General features: G+C 66.0%; 11 protein-coding genes. 7 read left to right on the top strand and 4 right to left on the bottom strand.

Annotated elements, in window-relative coordinates:
* Position 1: 1 nt before the first annotated feature.
* On the top strand, positions 2–1795 hold the full coding sequence (locus tag ASD15_RS17505) for a glycoside hydrolase family 28 protein (RefSeq protein WP_057156275.1): 1794 nt from the start codon (positions 2–4) through the stop codon (positions 1793–1795).
* On the opposite strand, the gene ASD15_RS17500 is transcribed toward ASD15_RS17505, so the two are convergent.
* Positions 1787–4171 (bottom strand): hypothetical protein, encoded by a 2385-nt coding sequence (locus tag ASD15_RS17500; protein ID WP_200953986.1) that lies wholly within the window; start codon positions 4169–4171, stop codon positions 1787–1789. The genes ASD15_RS17505 and ASD15_RS17500 overlap by 9 nt on opposite strands.
* Positions 4172–4328: 157 nt before the next feature.
* Between ASD15_RS17500 and pelA the strand changes: the two genes are divergently transcribed.
* The 5 genes from pelA (at position 4329) to ASD15_RS17470 (ending at position 13311) form a co-directional block, all read left to right on the top strand.
* Positions 4329–6968, top strand: coding sequence for a pectate lyase (pelA, locus tag ASD15_RS31810; protein WP_157200994.1), 2640 nt, complete (start codon positions 4329–4331; stop codon positions 6966–6968).
* Entirely contained in the window at positions 6965–8395 is a 1431-nt protein-coding gene (locus ASD15_RS17485; protein ID WP_082551911.1) for a glycoside hydrolase family 105 protein, read from the top strand. Before pelA ends, ASD15_RS17485 begins: the two co-directional genes overlap by 4 nt.
* The gene (locus ASD15_RS17480; protein ID WP_057156274.1) at positions 8392–9771 is read left to right on the top strand and encodes an oligogalacturonate lyase family protein; all 1380 of its coding nucleotides are present in this window, start codon (positions 8392–8394) and stop codon (positions 9769–9771) included. The genes ASD15_RS17485 and ASD15_RS17480 overlap by 4 nt, the downstream gene beginning before the upstream one ends.
* A gap of 25 nt (positions 9772–9796) precedes the next feature.
* Entirely contained in the window at positions 9797–12799 is a 3003-nt protein-coding gene (locus tag ASD15_RS17475; RefSeq protein ID WP_162249914.1) for a TonB-dependent receptor, read from the top strand.
* 149 nt (positions 12800–12948) lie between these two features.
* Complete coding sequence (locus ASD15_RS17470) at positions 12949–13311, top strand: cupin domain-containing protein (protein WP_057156272.1); 363 nt, start codon at positions 12949–12951, stop codon at positions 13309–13311.
* A gap of 10 nt (positions 13312–13321) precedes the next feature.
* On the opposite strand, the gene ASD15_RS17465 is transcribed toward ASD15_RS17470, so the two are convergent.
* The 3 genes from ASD15_RS17465 to ASD15_RS17455 form a co-directional block, all read right to left on the bottom strand.
* Positions 13322–14095, bottom strand: a complete 774-nt coding sequence (locus tag ASD15_RS17465; RefSeq protein ID WP_057156271.1) for a hypothetical protein — start codon at positions 14093–14095, stop codon at positions 13322–13324.
* Positions 14096–14177: 82 nt separating this feature from the next.
* The gene (locus ASD15_RS17460) at positions 14178–15095 is read right to left on the bottom strand and encodes an MBL fold metallo-hydrolase (protein WP_057156270.1); all 918 of its coding nucleotides are present in this window, start codon (positions 15093–15095) and stop codon (positions 14178–14180) included.
* A 230-nt stretch (positions 15096–15325) separates the two neighbouring features.
* Entirely contained in the window at positions 15326–17173 is a 1848-nt protein-coding gene (locus ASD15_RS17455) for a glycoside hydrolase family 2 protein (protein WP_057156269.1), read from the bottom strand.
* A gap of 293 nt (positions 17174–17466) precedes the next feature.
* Between ASD15_RS17455 and ASD15_RS17450 the strand changes: the two genes are divergently transcribed.
* Positions 17467–19650 (top strand): TonB-dependent receptor, encoded by a 2184-nt coding sequence (locus ASD15_RS17450; RefSeq protein WP_057156268.1) that lies wholly within the window; start codon positions 17467–17469, stop codon positions 19648–19650.
* Positions 19651–19657: the final 7 nt, after the last annotated feature.

Here is a 19657-nt window from a genome sequence, read left to right as displayed (position 1 = left end):
CATGAGCCAAGCCACCCATCCGCACCGCCGCCTGTTCCTGCGCAAAGCCAGCGCCCTGGCGGCCAGCGCCGGCGCCGCCGCCCCTTTCTCGCGGGCGCGCGCCGGCACCGATCCATGGCAGCGCGCGGCCGATATCGCCGCGCGCTGCGCCAGGCCCCTGGACTTCCGCAAGCAGGACTTTCCCATCACAGCCTACGGCGCCAGGTCCAGCCAGCTGGTGGCGGCCAAGTCCACCTGGCGCAAGGAACAGTGGGACGTGCAGACCCCGGCGCCGGGATCGCCCGACTGCTACCCGGCCATCGCGGCCGCCATCGCGGCCTGCCACCGGAAGGGCGGCGGCCGCGTGCTGATCCCGGCCGGGAACTGGTACTGCAAGGGACCCATCGTGCTGCGTTCGAACGTGCACGTGCACCTCGCTTCCGGCGCGCAGGTGTACTTCAGCGCCAATCCGCTCGACTACGCCAAGTACGGCGACATCGACTGCGGCGAGCGCGGCAAACTGGTGATCTCGCGCTGGCAGGGCAACGACGTGCTGAACTATTCGCCGCTGGTGTACGCCTACAACCAGCACAACATTGCACTGACCGGCGCCGACTGGACCAGTGTGCTCAACGGCCAGGCCGGCGTACCGTTCGAGTCCGGCGGCGGCTCGTGGTGGGGCTGGGTCGACCGCAAGGGCGAAGAGGTGTCCGCCGCCACCGTCAACCCGCTCAATTTACCGCTGGAGGCAGTGGCGCCGGGACTGAGCGCCGAGCAGCGCAGGCTGATCCAGGGCGAGCACCCGCGCTGGAACGGCGACACCCGCTACCTGCCGGCGCTGTCCGAGGCCGGGGTGCCGCTGGCGCGGCGAACGTTCGGTATCGGCCACCACTTGCGGCCCTGCCTGGTGGAGTTCATCGGCTGCAGCGACGTGGTGATGGAAGGCTATCAGGCGGTCGCTTCGCCGTTCTGGCTGCACCATCCGGTGAACTGCCGCTACCTCCGCATCAGCAGGGTGAACATGCAGAGCAAGGGACCGAACAACGATGGTTTCGACCCCGAGTCGTGCGACACCGTGCTGGTGGACGGCTGCACTTTCAACACGGGCGACGACTGCATCGCCATCAAGTCCGGCAAGAACCGGGATACGCAGTTCGGCCCCACGCGCAACGTGGTGATCCAGAACTGCATCATGAACAGCGGCCACGGCGGCGTGACACTGGGCAGCGAGATGGCTGCCGGGATCGAATACGTGTACGCGCAGAACATCGAGTTCCGCAACGCGCACTGGGCCAGCGATCCGCTGGGCACGGCGATACGGCTCAAGACCAATATGAACCGGGGCGGCTTCCTGCGCCATTTGTATGTGCGGGATGTGCAGCTGCCGAACGGCGTGGACGCGCGCGACCGGCGCGGCAAACAGGACCCGACCAACCCGCTCAAGGGGCTGGCGACGGGCGGCGGCGCCATCGTCACCATCGACTGCAACTACGCGGCCGGCGACGATGCCGTGCGCATCCGGCCGCCCAGCGTGTCGGAGGTGCACATTTCGAACCTGCGTGCCGGAACGGTGAAGATGGCCGATGGCGACTATTCGTGCTACCAGGCAGTCGTGATACTCGGCCCGGTCGCATCCAGTTTCAACGGACAGGCGGGGAGCGCGATCCTGCCGGTGACGAACATTTCCTTCACCAACTGCGACTTTGGAACGGTGCGCCACGCCGGCCAGCCGGTATTTTTGCACCATGCGCAGAACGTGGTCCTGACGAACGTGACGATCAACGGCAAGACCGTCAACGAAACCCTGTCAAAGTGACGGCAGTATGCCTTCGGCCCTGACCTTCCAGCCGTTTTGGGGGAAGCCGGGGGCGGGGCCGGCCTGCCCGTCCCAGCCGCCGGCCATCAGCGCAACCGCCAGCAGCAGTCCGCCGTTGGAAGGGAAGTAGGCCTCCGCGGCGCGCTGGTAGCCCGGGCCATCCGGTCCGGCCCCTGCCTGCGGATCGGCTTCGGCGCCGGCGCCGGTGGCGGTCGGCACGAAGGCGGCGGCATGCGCGTCCAGGTGTACCCGCGGCGTCATGCCGCTCTTGCCGAACTGGTTGTTCTTCGCCTCGAAGAATAGCCAATTGATGGCTTCTTCCGGCGCGCCGAGGCGCGCGGCGGTCATTGCCATCATCGGGTAGTCCCAGCCCCAGGTCTGGCGCAGATCCCAGTCGCGCTTCATGCGGTCAAAGGTGCGGCGCATGGTGGCCTTGTCCACATCGCGGCCGGGCAACCAGCCCAGCGGCATCAGGAAGGACATGTGGTCGCGGTTCTGGCATGCCTCTTCCAGCGCATTCGACTTGCAGGCGCCGGCTGCCTTTTCCCAGAAGCCGGGCTCGGAGCGCACAGGCAGGTAAAGGCCGTCCGTTTGCGGCAGCTCCGGCCACTTGGCCAGCACCGCATCCCAGTCGTCCCGGCGGGCCTTGCCGGCACGCTCGCGCCAGGCCTGGGCGGTTTCGATGCCCCAACGGTAGTAGGCCAGTTCGAACGTCGGATCAAACGTTGCCAGCGGCGGGAAGTTCTCCTGCACCGGGATGACGGGCGGACCGAGGCGCATCTTGCCGCTTTGCTCATCCAGATGCGCGTAGGACGCCAGCAGCGCAGCGCTTTCCTCCACCAGCGCGGCGTAGGCTTGCAGCACCCGCTTGCCGCCTTCTCCGGCGCCGCCTGCCCGGTACAGCAACTCGCTCATGTAGATGGGGTGCGGCTGCTGCCACATGATGAAGGGCGATACCTTCGATGGGCTGTCCACGCCATCCGGGCCTATCATCTTGGGCCACCAGGCGCCCTGCAGGCCTTGTTCCGTGGCGCGCGCCTTCGCCTTCGGCAGGAAACCGACGTACCAGCCCAGGCTCTTCTCCAGCAGCTGCGGCCTGCCCCACAGTGCAAAGTGCGCCGCATGCCAGGGATGCATCTCCAAGTGCGACTTGCCGTTCCAGCTGTTGGAGAACAAGCCCTCTTCCTGCGGCGCGAAACTGCCGGCGGCGTTCACCTTCATCAGGTATTGCGACAGGATTACGCGGCGCTCCAGCTCCACCGCGCGCGGATCGGCCGAGCCGGAGAAATCGACCATGCCGCCTTGAACCCAGTAGTTGATCCAGTGGCGCGTGGTCCACCCCGCCGCCGCCCTTGGGCTGGGCATGGCGGCGCCGGCCTCCGGCGAGAACTGCACCATGACCGCCAGCGTGTTCCCTTTCGCGCCGACCCGGTAAGCATGGATGTCCGTCTTTTCGATGCCGGAACCCGGTGCGGCGATGGCGACGTGGTAGGCGGTGCCGTCGATGCGGCGCCGCAGGCGCACCTCGCCGGCCACGCGCGGCAGCTCGGTTGTGGTGTGGGAGGCTGGATTCGCCCAGTCCGAAGGATCCGGATTGAGATTCCTGGACACGCCCGGAAAGCGCACGGCGACGCCCAGGCGGCCCTGCCCTATCAGCGCGGAACGCACATCGGCCATCACGGTGTCCTGCCCGGGCAGCACGCGGGTGACGACGGTGACCGCTTCACCGTCGTAGACGAAGCGGCTGGTCAGCGTTCCCCGCCACATGTCCAGCTCCTGGCGCGCATCGCGGATATCGGCGAAGCGCGCCGGCGAACCGTCCTTCGCGCGCAGGTCCAGCGCCACGCGGCCCAGCGAGAAACGGTGCGGATTCTCCCTGATCCATGCCACCGCCGGGTTCTTGGCGGCGTCGGCCCAGTCCTTGATGTAGCCATAGCGGCGCGTACGGCCGCGCACCTCGATCTCGACCTGCGTGTCGCGGACGGTGTAGCCCTCCGGGTTGGGGAAGCTGTGCCAGGCCCACTGCGCCTGCGTCAGCAGCGGCGCGATCTTGCTGTATGGCTCGGTGAAGGTCTGCAGGCCGGTGATGTCCGCCGTGAAACCGATACTGCCGTTGCCCAGCATGAGCGGCGCGGACGGGTCAACGCCGGTCAGAACCGGGTTGTGCCTGCCGACCAGCGCTTGGCGATCAATGGGTTCGACTCGCCCCATGCGCCCGGTGCCCTCCCCCCGATCATCGCGGCGGCCCGCAGCGCCGGCGCCGGCCGGCAGGGCCAGCGCTGCGCCTGCCGCTGCGGCGGTGAGCATGAGACGGCGGCGGGAAAGGGAAATCGGACGCATGTGGCTAGCCTTGATGATCGATTCGGGGCTGGTCATTCAACCATACGGCACCACCGAAAGTGAAGTTGTATAGGCCCGCCCGGCGCAATTAATCATGTTTTTGCGTGTTTGCGGTTTTGCTTGAGGAAGCTTCGCGTTCGCTAGTCTTAAGTAGTAACGGGGCAGCATGCGCCCGGCAAAACAAGAAGGAGACATGATGAGATTTGACAACAGGGCAGGCGTCATTGGCGCCATGTGCCTTGCGCTCGCCGCACCGGCGTTCAGCGCGGTGGTCGGCGCCAACACCCCGGCCCCCGAAGTGGGCCTGGCGCGGCTAGCCGAGCTGCCCGCCGCGCAGCGCGCCGTATGGGCCGACTACATCGCCCGCTCGCAAAAGCAGGAACGGTTCGACCGCGACAGCCTGGCCGCCGAACTCCAGCCGGGCCAGACCCCGCCGCCGCCGCCGGTGGCAGGCAGCGGCAAGATGCCGCTGACCAAGGAAGCCGCCTGGTACGGGTCCACCGAAGCCCGCGCCATTGCCGACACCATCGTCAGCTTCCAGACGCCTTCCGGCGGCTGGAGCAAGAACCAGGACCGCACCAAGCCGCCGCGCCTGCGCGGCCAGCGTTTCGCCAACGACGCGGAAACCATGCAGCTCGACACCGGCAGTTTCGACGCACCGCGCGACCGCTTCTGGACCTTCGTGGGTACGCTGGACAACGGCGCCACCACCACCGAGATGCGCTTCCTGGGCCGGGTCCAGGCGCAGTTGCCCGGCAAGGACGGCGACGCCTACCGCGCCAGCATCGCCAAGGCCATCAACTACCTGCTGATGGCGCAGTATCCCAACGGCGGCTGGCCGCAGAACTTCCCGCTGGAAGGCGGCTTCCACGACGGCATCACCTTCAACGACAACGCGGTGGCCGAAGCGGCCATGATCCTGGAGGATATCGCCGAGGGCCATGCCGATTTTGCCTTCGTGGCCAAGGATCTGCGCGAACAGGCCGGCGCCGCCAGCGCCCGCGCAATCAGGCCCATACTCGACGCGCAAGTTGTAGTCGACGGCAAGAAGACCGTCTGGCCACAGCAGGTGGACGCCATTACGTTGCGGCCGATTTCGGCCCGCAATTACGAAATGCGCTCGCTGGCCAGCGCGGAAAGCAGCGAAGTGCTGCTGTTCCTGATGCGCCAGCCGCAGCAGACCCCGGAGATCAAGGCTGCGGTCGATGCCGGCATCGCCTGGCTGAAGGCGCACGCCATCTACGGCAAGGCCTTTACCAAGGTGAGCGACGAGGAAGGCCGCAAACTGGTGGACAAGCCGGGCGCGGGCCCGATCTGGTCGCGCAACTACGACATCCGGACCGGCAAGCCGATCTTCGGCGACTGGGACAAATCGATCCAGGATGACGTAAACAATATCTCCAAGGGCCGGCGCAACGGCTATTCCTGGTACAACTCGGCGCCGCAGAAGGCCATCGACGTCCACGCGAAGGCGGCCTCCGATATCGCCATCGCCGCGCCGCGCGGCCTGTCCGGTGCGATCGTACGCGCCGAAACATTTGGCGCCAGGGGCGACGGCGTGAGCAACGACACGGCGGCCCTGCAAAAGGCCATCGACGCCGCGGCGGCGCGCAAGGCCACGCTGGTGCTCAAGCCGGGCACCTACCTGACCGGCTCGCTGTTCCTGAAATCCGGCATGGCGCTGCGGCTGGACAAGGGCGTGAAGCTGGCCGGCGCGCAGGGCATCAAGGCCTATCCGGTGATGCCGACCCGCATCGCCGGCATCGAGCTGGCATGGCCATCGGCGCTGCTCAACGTCTACCAGCAAACCGACGTGAAGATCTATGGCGAAGGCGCGATCGACGGCAACGGCAAGGTGTTCTGGGACCGCTTCCAGTCGATCCGCTACGACTACGAGGCGCGCGGCCTGCGCTGGGCCGCCGATTACGATGCGCAGCGTCCGCGCCTGATCCAGATCTACAATTCCAGCCGCGTTGAACTGGGCAACGGCCCCCAGGGCGCGCCCCTGCAGCTGATGCGTTCGGGCTTCTGGACCGTGCAGGTAGTGTACTCGCACGACGTGAAAGTCTCCGGCATCACCGTGCGCAACAATATTGACGGCAAGGGCCCGTCCACCGACGGCGTGGACATCGACTCCTCGCACACGGTGCTGGTGGAGAACGCCGACATCGACGCCAATGACGACGCGCTGTGCCTGAAGGCCGGGCGCGACGCCGACGGCCTGCGCGTGAACCGGCCCACCGAGAACGTCGTCATCCGCAACTCCACCGTGCGCTCGGCATATGCCGGCGTCACCTTCGGTTCCGAAACCTCCGGCGGCATCCGCAAGGTGCGGGTCCACAACCTGAAAGTCGTGGGGCCGGTGCGCTACGGCATCCTGTTCAAGTCGGCCGCCACGCGCGGCGGCGGCGCGTCGGACATCGATATCCACGACATCGACGTGGAGCAGGCCGAAACCGGCATCCGCATCAACCTCAACTGGTTCCCGGCCTACAGCTACGCCAAGATTCCGGACCAGGTGAAGCACGCCCCGGCCTACTGGAAGACTCTGACTGAGCAAGTCCCGCGCGACAAGGGCCTGCCGCAGGTGCGCGACATCCGCATCAGCCGCGTTACTGCCAAAGGCCTGAAGACGGCGGTGGAGCTGGAAGCCTACGCCGATGCGCCGCTGCAGAATATCCACATGGAGGATGTCGACCTGGAAGCGGAAGCAGCCGGCTCCATCCGCCACGCCCGCAACGTGCAGATCAGGCGCAGCCGCATCGCCGGCAGCAATGGCCAGCCCATCGCGCTGGAAAACGCGGAGAACATCCAGATTGCGGCGGCACCATGAAACGAGCCGATGCCGTACGAAAAAACACCCTGTCCTTCGCCATGCTCGGCCTGCTCGCGTCCGCGCTGCCGTCACTGCCGTCGTTCGCTGCCGACACAGCCAGGAACAGCCCGGCCCCGGTGGCCGGTATCGAAGCCAGCTGGCTCACCCCGCCGGCCCGGCCCGACATGGCCTTTGCGCCTGACAAGCTGCCAACGCGCGCGGCCGTGCTGGCGGCGCTGGACTACGTGTCGGCCGCGCAAATCGCCGACATGAGCCGGCACCCGATCCAGCTCTCGACCGGCTCCAACCTGGCCGAGATATCCTCCAATTGGGTGGCCGCCACCTTCTACGTCGGCGCGGCGCGGCTGGCGCGCGTGTCCGGCAACAAGGACACGCTGCGCTTCCTCACCGCCACCGCCGAGCACTACAACTACGCCTTGCGCGGCGCCCGTGCCGACCGCCTGCTGCTCAACGCCGACGAACTGGCGATCGGCGACCTGTACCAGGAACTGTATGCCCGCCGTGGCCAGCAGGGCGTCATCATGCCGCTGCGCCAGCGGCTCGACTTCATGCTGCCGCATCTGAACCGCGCGCAGGAGACCGGAGCCCTGATCTGGTGGTGGTGCGACGCGCTGTTCATGGCCCCGCCGGTGCTGGCGCGCCACTCGGCCTTGACCGGCGACCCGCAATACCTCCGCGCCATGGACAGGGAGTGGCGGCGCACCGCCGCCCGGCTGTGGGTGGAGCAGGACCGCCTGTTCCTGCGCGACGAACGCTTCAAGGACAAGGACCACCTGGGCACCGGCGGCAAGTCCATCTACTGGGCGCGCGGCAATGGCTGGGTGATGGGCGGCCTGGCGCGCACGCTGGAAGCCATGCCGGCCGATTTCGAGGGACGCGATTTCTATACCGGCATCTTCAAGAAGATGGCCAGCCGCGTCGCCGAGCTGCAGCAGGCCGACGGCTTGTGGCGCAGCGACCTGAACGACCCGAAGAACTTCCCCGAAGCGGAAACCTCCGGTTCGGCCTTCTTCGTGTACGCGCTGGCCTGGGGCATCAACCACGGCCTGCTGGACCGCAGGACCTACCAGCCGGCCGTCACGAGGGGCTGGGCGGCGCTCAACCGGCACGTGCTGCCGAATGGCCTGGTTGGCGCGGCGCAGAAGACCGGCGACCGGCCCGTGCCAACCAGCGCGGACGATGTCGGTCCCTATGCCACCGGCGCCTACCTGCTGGCGGGCCTGGAAGTCATCGGCCTGCACGGCCCGGCGCAAGCACTGCCGGAACCGGCCCTGGCGCGCGACGACGAGGCCACCATCCTGGCCACCACACCGCAGCCCATCGCCCCCAAAACCGTGATCGGCGAAGCGGAAAAAGCCCGCCGCGATCAGGAAATGCGGGCCACCCGCGCCCTCTCCTACGACCCAGCAAGGACGCAGCAATGACGCAAGCAAGCCGCCGTACCGTATTGAAGAACCTCGTGGCCGCCTCCACCCTGCTGCCGCTATTGGCGCCATCCGCGCATAGCCGGGCGCAGACGCAAGCGCAGCCCGTTCCGCCCCCGGCCCCTGCCGCGCCGCACGGGGCGCCCATTCCCAGGGACTGGAAGGACGCGAAGTCCGGCCGCCGCATCATCCGTATTTCCGACCAGGACGCGTCCGGCGTGCTCTATTTCTACCGCCACGCCTACACGCCCGAAGGCGACGTCATGGTGATCAAGTCGCCGTCCGGCATCGTGGCGGTGAGGCTCAAGGACTGGAAGACCTCCCTGCTGATCAAGGGCAAGGAGAACGAGCTGCTGTTCATGCTGCGCACCACCCGCGAGGCGGTGTACGCCGTTACCGATGCGGGCGAAGGCGAAGCCGCACAGCGACCCAAGACCATCTACGCCATCCACGTCGATAGCCGGAAGGTGCGCAAGCTGGCGCGCATCGAGGCGGGCAGTATCAACGGCGCAAACGCCGACGACACCCTGCTGCTTGGCGCCGTGTCCTACGGCGCCAAGCCGCTGCAGCCGAAGGACGCGGCCAGCGTACAGCAGTTCGGCCAGGCCGAATACGCGGCCCTGGGGCCGGACGGCAAGCCGCTCAACTTCGCCAAGGCCAAGGGCGTGCGCATGATGGAACGCTTCACCGCGCGGGTGCCGGCCGAACTGTTCACCATCGACCTGAGAACCGGTGCGCGCAAGGTGCTGTACAAGACAGAGGACTGGATCGGCCACGCCCAGTTCTCGCCCACCGATCCAAAGCTGATCCGCTTCTGCATGGAAGGCCCTTGGCACCGGGTGGACCGCATCAAGCTGATCAACGCGGATGGCAGCGGCTTGCGCAGCGCGCACACCCGCACCATGAACATGGAGATATGGGGCCACGAGTTCTTCAGCCATGACGGCAAATGGCTGTGGTACGACCTGCAGACTCCGCGCGGCCAGGTGTTCTGGGTGGCAGGACTGGAACTGGCTACCGGCAAGCGGGTGTGGAAGCGCGTGGAGCAGAACGACTGGGGCGTGCACTTCAATATCGCGCCGGACAACAAGACCTTCGCCAGCGACGGCGGCGACTTCGACATGGTGGCCCACGCTCCGGACGGCAAGTGGATCTCGCTGCTGCAAGCGGAACCCATCGTGGACGCCGACCTGGAGTCCTACGACGACAAGCTCACCACCATCGAGAAGTTCAAGTCGGCGCGGCTGGTGGACATGTCGGCCCACGACTACCGCCTGGAACCCAACCTGCGCTTCACGCCGGACGGCAAATGGCTGGTGTTCGTCTCGAATATGCATGGCGCCAACCACGTCTACGCGGTGGAAACCGGCATCTGATTTACTAAAACAAAGAGGAGACAGCATGACAAGAGCAATTCAGTACCGGGCGGGCATTCCACACGCGCGGCTGCGGCAAATAGCGATGGGCGTCATCGCCCTGGTGGGAGCAACGCAGGCGCAGGCACAAGCGCAGGCTCAGGGCCCCCGAGCCGCCACGCAAGCGGCTGCGGAAAACACCGTGGTGGTGACCGGCTTCCGCGAAAGCCTGAACAACGCGCTGAACATCAAGAAGAATTCGGACGGCATCATCGACATCATCAAGGCCGAGGACATTTCAAAGTTTCCGGACGCGAACCTGGCCGAATCCATGCAGCGCGTGCCGGGCGTATCGGTGGCGCAGGGCGACGGCGGCGAAGGCAAGCAGATCACCGTGCGCGGCCTGAACGCGGGCTTTACGCGCGTGCGCATCAACGGCATCGAGGGCACCACGGCCACCGGCGCATCCGACATCAATGGCAGCACCAACCGCGGCCGCGCGTTCGACTTCAGCGTGTTCGCGGCGGAGCTGTTTAACAGCCTGGCCGTGCGCAAGACTTCCGAGGCAGGGGTTGAAGAAGGCTCGCTGGGCGCCACGGTCGACCTGCGCACCGCGCGCCCCTTCGATTTCAAGGGCGAAACCGCCAGCATCGGCGCGCAAGGCCTGTATAACACGGTCTCGAAGAAAACCCAGCCCCGCCTCACCGCCCTGTATTCGAACCGCTGGGACACGCCGGTCGGCAAGGTCGGCGCCCTGGTGGCGCTGGCCTATTCCAAGCGCAGCGCCATCGAGGAAGGATACGAGGCGGTTGACATCGTAGCCGGCTCCGTCAACGGCGGCTTCTGCTCGCCGATCGGCGCCGCCACGCAGTACCCGCTCAACAATGCAGCCAAGGGCATCGACGCGCAGAACTGCGGCTTCGGCGTGCCGCGCTCCGGCAATCTGGCGCTGTACAACGAGATCATGGGCCGCAAGGACGACTTCGGCGGCACCGTGGCAGCGCCGCCGGGCAGCTCGGGCGCCTTCCACCCGCGCATTCCGCGCTACCGCCGCTCGCAGACCGAATACGACCGCACCGGCCTGACCGGCACCCTGCAATGGCGCCCCGACCGCGCCACCGAGCTGAATCTGGACCTGATGGGCGGGCGCTACAGCAACAAGCGCTACGACAACTACATCCAGGCCATCTCCTTCGGCCGCGACATGGTTGAAAACGGCAAGGGACAAACCTCGATCGTGGACGCCAAGTTCGACGACAAGGGCAGCTGGACCTATGGCAAATTCAACGGGGTCGACATCCGCAGCGAAGGCCTGGTGGACGAATACACCACCCTGTTCAAGCAGGGCGTGCTGTCGGCCAAGCGCGACATCACCGACCGCCTGGTGGTCGACCTGATGCTGGGCGTGTCCGACTCGCGCCTGAACAATCCGCACCGCGCCACCGTGCAGATCGACGCACCCAACGTCAACGGCTTCACCTGGGACTTCTCGAAAGGCGGCGTGCCGGCGCTGGACTTCGGCATGGATGTGGCCAACCCGAACAACTTCTCGTTCGGTCCGCAGGAAGCCAACGGCACCGTGCACGGCAACTTCGTCGGACGCTACCTGCGCACCTCGAACCGCCTGAAAACCAACTCCGTGAACGCCAGCTACGAGCTGACCGACAATCTCACCCTGCGCAGCGGCCTGTCCGCGCGCAGGAACAGCTGGTTCAACTACGAGGTCGCGTCCGGCGGCATTCCGATCCAGGGCCTGCCGGCCGGGGTTTCGCTGGCCAGCCTCACGCGCCAGCTGTCCGGCTTTGGCAGCGGCCTGGATGCCGGCGTGCCGTCCTCCTGGGCGGCGGTGGACATGGACAAGTTCCAGTCCGTATACAACACCGAATGCCATTGCAGCGCGGTGCCGCTGTCGGAATACGTGCTGGCCAACCAGGTCAAGCGCCAGGTGGACGAGAAAATCGACGCACTGTTCCTGTCCGGCGACTTCAAGGTCAACGCATGGGGCCTGCCGCTGCGCGGCAACCTGGGCGTGCGCGGCGCCGAGACCACCACCACCGCCATGCAGCTGATCAAGGATCCTGCCGGCCAGCTGGTGCCGCGCGTAGTGGAACACACCTACCGCGACTGGCTGCCGGCCTTTAACGTGACGGCCACGCTGCCGAAAGACCTGCTGGTGCGCTTCTCGGCCGGCAAGACCCTGTCGCGCGCTGAATACGTGGACCTGGCGCCGTCGGCTTCCATCAACCTGACCGGCCAGTCGGTCTCGATCGGCAATCCAACGCTCGACCCGATCCGCGCCAACACCTTCGACCTGCAGGCCGAGTGGTACTACGCGAAGAACGCGATGTTCTCGGTGGGCGTGTTCCACAAGAACATCAAGACCTTCATCCAGCGTACCAATGAGCTGATGACGTATGCCGAGACGGGCCTGTCGAACTCCTACCTGACCGCCACCGGTTGCTCCATCACAGGCGGCACGCCCGCCTGCCAGATCCAGCCCAATACCCAGGTCAGCGTGAGCCAGATGGTCAACACCAAGGGCGGTCCGCTGGACGGCCTGGAAGTGAACTGGCAGCTGCCGTTCACTTTCCTGCCCGGCGCCTGGAGCAATTTCGGCGCGCTGGCCAACTACACCAAGGTCAAGTCGAAGATCACCTACATCACCCGGGTGGACAATCCGCGCACGCCGGCCAACGAGCAGCTGACCGAGGAAGCGAACTTCATCGGCCTGTCGCCCAACGCCTACAACCTGACGGTGTACTACGAGGACAAGAAGTTCAGCGCCCGCGTGTCGGCCACGCACCGCTCCAGCTTCATCCGCGACGTGCTGCGCAACGCCAACGGCAGCGACCATTCGTTCGCCGACCCGTCCACCAAGGTCGGGCTGTCGATGTCGTACAACGTCACGCCGCAGCTGCGCGTGTCGTTCGAAGCGCAGAACCTGACCGACGAGCCGCTGCGCTACGGCAAGGATACCGAGCGCGACGACACCCTGCTTTACGGCAAATCCGGCCGCTCCTACGTGCTGGGGGCGAACTACAAGTTCTGACGCGCGCCGCCCGCCGGCTGCACCCTTCCCTCCGCGCCGGGCGTGCCCCGGCGTTCTTGGACGCGGGCCTGTTGCCGCGTCCTTTTTTATGTCGATCGATTGGCGGCGCATGTACAATCGCGGGGTCCTTACTTTCCCGCCTGTCCGACATGCCAGCCATTACCGATTTCAGCGCCCAGGCGCCGCTGCCCGAATACGACCATCCGCGCGAAGAGCGCCGCTTGCAGGGCAATCCTGCGCGCACAACCTGGAACCATTTCAACAGCGCGAACGGCGATATGGCGGCGGGAATCTGGGCGTGCGAGGTGGGCAGCTGGCACATCGAGTTCGCCGCGGGAAAGGATGAGTTTTTCTTCGTCACCGAGGGCCGCTGCCGCCTGATCGACGAGCAGGGCCACGCCGTGGAGGCGGGCCCGGGCGCGGCGCTGGTGATACCGGCCGGTTTCCGGGGCGTGTTCGAAGTGCTGGAGCCGGTCAAGAAGCACTACGTGATAGTCGACCGCAAAGTCTGACGCGGCAGGCTTACGCTTTCTTGGAAAGATCGCGTACTTTTTTGTTCTTGGCGCCGAACACAGGATCCCATTCGGTCAGTCCGAGGCTCATCGCCAGGGCATATACGGTATCGACATCGTCGGCGCTCCACTCGCCGCCGCCCCGTTTCACGATGTGCTTGTGCTGCGGAGGAAGGGTCTGGTCGCGGTGGGTGCCGATGTGGCGCGGGTCCGCTTGCGTCAGCTCATAGGAACCCGCGAATTCCGTGTAGATGGCCGTGGCCAGCTTCTGGATCCCGCCACTGGCGCCGCCCACCGTCATGTTGGTCTCCAGCGACAGCACGCGGCCGCCCATCACGGTCATCGATTGCAGCTTGGCCGACTGGGCGCCGTTGTCAATGACCTTGTGGCTCACCGAGCGGCGGGGATTCCACAGCATGCTGACGTCGGGCTTGGCGCCAGGCTCGGCTTGCAGTTGCTGCAGGATGCCGTCGGCAAGGTGCGGCCACATGGCCAGGTCCACCCACCACAGCGTTCTTTTCTTGTCGCCTGCGATATCGAGCTGCTCCAGGCCTTCCACAACCGAGGTCTGAAATGTGTTGTATTGGTTGTTGGCGAGCTTGATATAGGCTTCTTTTCCTTCGATTACGTACGCGACTTTCTCATCGGCCATAATTGCCAGTAATTGTTCATTGGTCTTATTCACGCGCTTGGCTCCGGTATTGTTCTCACAAGATTCTTCGTACCAGGAAGCGCTCTCCGCAATGATGGTGAATGGCAGGCGGCCCGCTTCCCGGCACGCCATGCCATCTTCCAACCTTTCTTGATAATGTGCAAGACCAACGACGACTATTCGGCCGCGGCTGCGGCGCTACGGTGACACTCGCTCAGAAATCCCAGATCACCGGCACATAACGGAAGGCGTCGCCGTCCACGGCCACCCGGCCGACGGAGGGGAACGGCAGGTGGGACGCCACCAGCAGCCCGCCGTTTTCCGCCAGTTCCCGGAACAGGCCAAGCCGGACACGGGTCGATTCTTCCGGATCATGTTCGAAGCCGTTCTGCCATTCCGGATGGTCGAACGCGACCGGGAACATGGCGTCGCCGGCGAAGGTCAGCCGTTCGCCTTCGGACGTCAGGTCGACCACGCTGTGCCCCGGCGTGTGGCCGCCGGTGAGGCGCACCACCACCCCCGGCGCGACCTGGTACTGGTCCTTGAAAATCCGCAGCTTGCTGCGGTATTCCTTCAGGAAGCTCGCCGCGGTCGAGCGCAGCACGGGCGGCACCGGCGTCGGCATGACCGTCTGGGTGAAATCAGGCGCGTCCCAGAATTCCACTTCGGCGGCGGCAACGTGGATGCGCACGTCCGGGCGCAGCTGCTCCTTCACGCCGTCGGCCAGCAGGCCGCCCACATGGTCCATGTGCATGTGGGTGATGATCACGTCGGTCACCGTGTCCAGCGCGATGCCGGCGGCCTTCAGCCGCTGCGGAAACTGCCCCGCGCGCGGGAAGCCCGAGAACTGCGATCCCAACCCCGTGTCGACCAGGATGGTCTGCGCGCCGCTGCGCGCCACCATCACGTTCAGCGGCCAGTCGAAGGCGTCGCGCGGCATGAACATGTAATCCAGCCAGTTGGCCAGATCGTCGGGCGTGGCGTTGGTCGCCATGGTCGCGGTGGGCAGCGGCAGCACGCCGTCGCTGACGATCAGCACGTCTATCTCGCCAACCTGCAGCGCGTAACGGGAAGGCACCAGTTCTTCGGTGTGCCGGCTGACGGCGCGCTCGGCCTTATCTACAGCAAACATGATTCATCTCCTCTAAGACGGCCCGGTCGTCCGGGCCTGACCAGTCGGGCGACTGGCAGCAAATTGCATGCCTTTATCGTAGAGGTGATGGGAACGCGGCGGTAGGCCTGCCAACGGACGCACAGTGGTGCCTGAAACGCACCAAGCGCCACTTTTGGGAGAGGCGCTCCATTATGTTGCGCCCGCCCGCTGGCAGCAAGCGCACAGCGCACCTTGCGCTATTTCTTGCGCTACCGCTTACCGTAGTAATCGGCCAGCACGCCGAATGCCTCCTTGGGAACGCCGCTTTCCGACAGCAGCCCCTTGCGGTTCCAGCCATTCTGGAACACCGGATGTTCGCGCCGTGGCGACCGGAAGTCTTTCAGTATCCACGGGGACATGCCGCGCAGATTCGGAATCTGGTCCGCCATGGCCAGCGTCTTGCGGTAGTACTCGGCCTGGTATTCCTCGGTGAACTTCTTGTTGCCGTCATTGCGGTAGCCGGCCAGCGCGTCCGCCCCGAATTCCGACAGTATCAAGGGCCGGTCGCCGGGCACCTTCCAGTGCAGGCCCGGCAAGGCATCCAGGGTATCGCTGCCGTACCAGCCGGCGTAGGTATTTACCGCCAGCACATCGAGCTTGCCCGCCAGCGGATCCTGGATCTCGATCACGTCCTTGCCGTCGATTGTCCTGCGCTCGACCAGCAGCGCGGCGCTGACCAGGCGCGTAGGGTCGAGCGCGCGGACATTGTCGGCCATGGCCCCATGGAAACGCGTGCGGGCCACCGACACAGGCGTCTCGTTACCCACGCTCCACAGGATCACCGACGCGCGGTTCCGGTCGCGGTAGACCGTCTCGGCCTGCATCGCCAGCGCCTTGCGCAGCACGGCGGGGTTGTCCCAGTCCACCGTCCAGTACACCGGTATCTCGCTCCACACCAGCAACCCCATTTCGTCCGCCAGGCGTACCGTCACCTCCGAATGCGGATAGTGCGACAGGCGTACATAGTTGCCATGCAGGCCGTGCTTGATCTGGTGCAGCAGCGCCCGCGATGCGCTCTCGGTCATATTGCGCGACGGGTTGGGACCGAACTCTTCCTCATGCAGCGATATGCCGCGCAGGAAAATCGGCTTGCCGTTCAGCAGGATCCGGTTGCCCTCGACGGCAATCGTGCGGAAGCCGATGCGGTCGCGCACTGCGTCGGCTGCGGTGCTGAATTGCACGTCGTACAAGCTGGGCTGCTCCGGCGTCCAGCGCGCCAGTCCGGCGGGTGCCTGGATGTCGAACACGGCCCTGCCCTGGCCGTCGGTGACCGCAGCGGCGGTGGCCAGCGCGCCGATCCTGACGCTGACTTGCTGGCCCGCAGCCTGCGGCCCCTGCAGGCGCACTTCGCCGGTAATGCGGCCGCTCTGCTGCAGGGCCAGCGTGGCGTCGTCGATGAAGGTGGCCGGCGTGATGACCAGGCGCACCGGGCGCGTGATGCCGCCGTACAGGTCCCAGTCGGTGATCGCGGTTGGAATCGACTGGGCGTCATGCTGCGAATCGACGCCGACAGTCAGGCGGTTGTCACCGGCCCGCAACGCGTCGGTGACCTCCAGCACGAAGGGGGTGAAGCCGCCTTCGTGCCGGCCGATCTCCTTGCCGTTCAGGTAAACATAAGCACGGTAATTGACCGCCTCGAAACGCAGGAAGGCGCGCTTGCCTTGCAAGGGATCGGCCTTGAACTTGCGCTGGAACCACATCAGGCCATCGTAATAGCGCAAGGCCGGCTCGGCGGCGTTCCATGCACCGGGCACATTGATAAGCGGCCCCCGGTCCATGTCGAACTCGAAGAAGTCGGCGCCGCCGCGCGCCTCCTGGGCCGCGATATCGATATCGCGGTAGCGCTGCATGCGGGACTTGGCGACCCAGCCATTGATGTCCGTGAGACCGGTACGGTACAGGTCCTTCGAGTAGCGCCATTGGCCCGAGAGATCCTGGCTGTTCCGGTTGTGCGCCCCCGTGAGCAGGAACGCGGGGCGGAAACCTTGCGCAGCAACCGGGGCGCCGGCCAGGATCCACGCAAATAGTATAAACAGCGCATTGGCAAGTGTATTCATGAATGTGGAGGCTGGAGGCGGGTGGCAGCCGGGGCTGAAATATTAGTATCCATCGAGTATAGGTTCCCTTGCCGCTCAGGTGCGCTCATGTTGATGATTGCTGCCGGCGAGCCGCTCAAGCGACACCTGCATGATTTCGGCGCGTCATGACGAATTCTTCTTGCGTTATGACAAAAGCATCCGCATAATCCAAAAAAAAACAAAATGAACACTCATTCATTATGGAGACAGAGATGCAAACTTACTTCGGTGGCAATCGGCCACCATGCAAGCCCACCCGGCTTCAGCTCGCCATGGCAGCCGCACTCGCTGCCATGCCGCTTGCAACGCTGGCCCAACAACCGGCAGCCAGCCCCGGCGAGTTGGCAGAGCCCATCGACACAGTCGTGGTGACTGCACAGCGCCGGCGCGAACCGGCGCGCGAAGTGCCGCTCACGGCCGACGTCGTCAAGGGAGCGGCGCTGGAACGCGCCGGCTATCAATCCCTGGCCGACCTGACGTCCCTGCTGCCCGGGGTGAACTACAACCAGGCCGGCAGCGGCACCGGACAAAGCCAGGTCACCATGCGCGGCATTACGACCGGCTCGCAGGTCGGCGCCACGGTCAGCATGTACGTGGACGATGTGCCATTCGGCTCGAGTTCCGGCTACGCCGGCGGCGGCTCCAATGCGCTCGACCTGGGCCTGTTCGACCTGGCCAGCGCCGAAGTGCTGCGCGGTCCGCAAGGCACGCTGTATGGCGCCGGTGCGATGGGCGGCCTGATCAAATACGTGGCGGTGGAACCGGAACCGGGCGAGCTGGCAGCTGCCCTGACCACCGAGCTGTCCGGCGCCAAGGGGGGCAAACTGAACCACGTGGTGCGCGGCGTGATGAACGTGCCGATCCAGCCCGGCGTGTCCGCCATGCGCGCCACCTTGTACCAGCGAGCCGACGGCGGCTTCGTGCGCGACCGCAATCACGGCAACGCCATCGTCGACGGCCTGCGCACCGACGGCGGCCGGCTGGCGTTCACGCTGGCGCCAAGCCGCGACTTGTCGCTGCGCCTGACCGCCTTGAGCCAGAAGCAGCATCGGGACGGCGCCGCCACGGAAGACGTGTCGTTGGCCACCGGCGAGCCGGTCGATGGCCGCCAGAGCAAGCGCCTGTTCGTGACCGAGGCCGTGGACGTGCGCAACGACCTGGTCTCGCTGGCGCTGAAAGCCGACTTGAAATGGGCGACCATCGACGCCATCAGCGGTTGGCAGCGCTCGGCCAGCACCGGCCGTTCGGATCCGTCCGCGCTCTACGTGCCCTACTTGGCCCCGGCCGGCATCGTGGCGCCGGGATACGCGCTGGATTACTCCTTTTACAACAGGAAGCTGACCCAGGAGATCAGGCTGACTTCGCCGCGCAGCCGGGTATTCGAGTGGCTGGCGGGCGCCTTCTACACCAGCGAGCGCGGTTCGCGGTCGCAGCGCTTGCAGCCGCTCAACGACAACTTCGAACCGCTCCAGCCGCTGTTGGCAGACGCCCGCTTCCCGTCCACGTTCCGCGAAACGGCCGTCTTCGGGACCGGCACCTATTTCATCAATGAGCGGATGGACGCCACGCTGGGCGTGCGCAAGAGCCGCAACGCGCAGCACCTGGACCAGCGTTTCGCCGGCCTGTTCGCTCCCGGCCCGCAGCCAGCGGCGAGCTCGTCAGAAGATGTGACGACATGGATGGCGACGGCGCGCTGGCGCCCTGCCCCGCGCCAGGCGCTCTACCTGCGCGCCGCCAGCGGCTACCGCCCGGGCGGACCGCTGCCGATCATCCGCAACCCGCTCACCGGCTTGCCATTGAACAAGCCCGCATTCCAATCCGATACACTGTGGAGCTACGAAGCAGGATGGAAAGGCGACATCGTGCCGGGCCGCTGGTCGACCGAAATAGCGCTGTACCAGATCGACTGGAAGGACATGCAGGTGTTTACCAGCAACGCCGGTTTTTCGGGCATCGGCAATGCCGGCCGGGCCCGGTCGCGCGGTATCGAGGCCACGCTGCGCGGGCGGCCCGCCGACGGAGTCCGCGTAGCGGCTGCGCTCAGCGCCATCGATGCCGAACTGCGGGACGACAGCCCCGACCTTGGCGGCAAGGCCGGCGAGCGCCTGCCGGACACCGCCCGCCTGTCGGCGGCGCTGCAGGCGGACCGCGACTTCGAGCTGTACGGCAAGCCGGCCTACGTCGGCGCGTCTATCCGCTACACGGGCGAGCGGGTCAACGCCTTCGCGCGGCCACCGGCCAGCCCGCTGTACCGGATGCCAGCCTATACCACGATCGACCTGCGCGCCGGCGTGGAACTGGGCAGCATCAGTGTCGGCTTCTTCTTGCGCAACTTGTTGAACGAGCGCAGCCAGACCTCGGCCGACACAACCCTCAGCCTGCTAGGCGCGCCGGCGCGCGTGAACCTGGGCACGCCGCGCTCGCTGGGCGTGCAACTGAACATGGCGTTCCAATGAAGGGCGG

Origin of the sequence: Massilia sp. Root351 (assembly GCF_001425045.1) — a bacterium.
Classification (GTDB): Bacteria; Pseudomonadota; Gammaproteobacteria; order Burkholderiales; family Burkholderiaceae_D; genus Rugamonas.
Note: the sequence above shows the minus strand (reverse complement) of the source record. Positions and strands in the feature narration are given on the sequence as shown.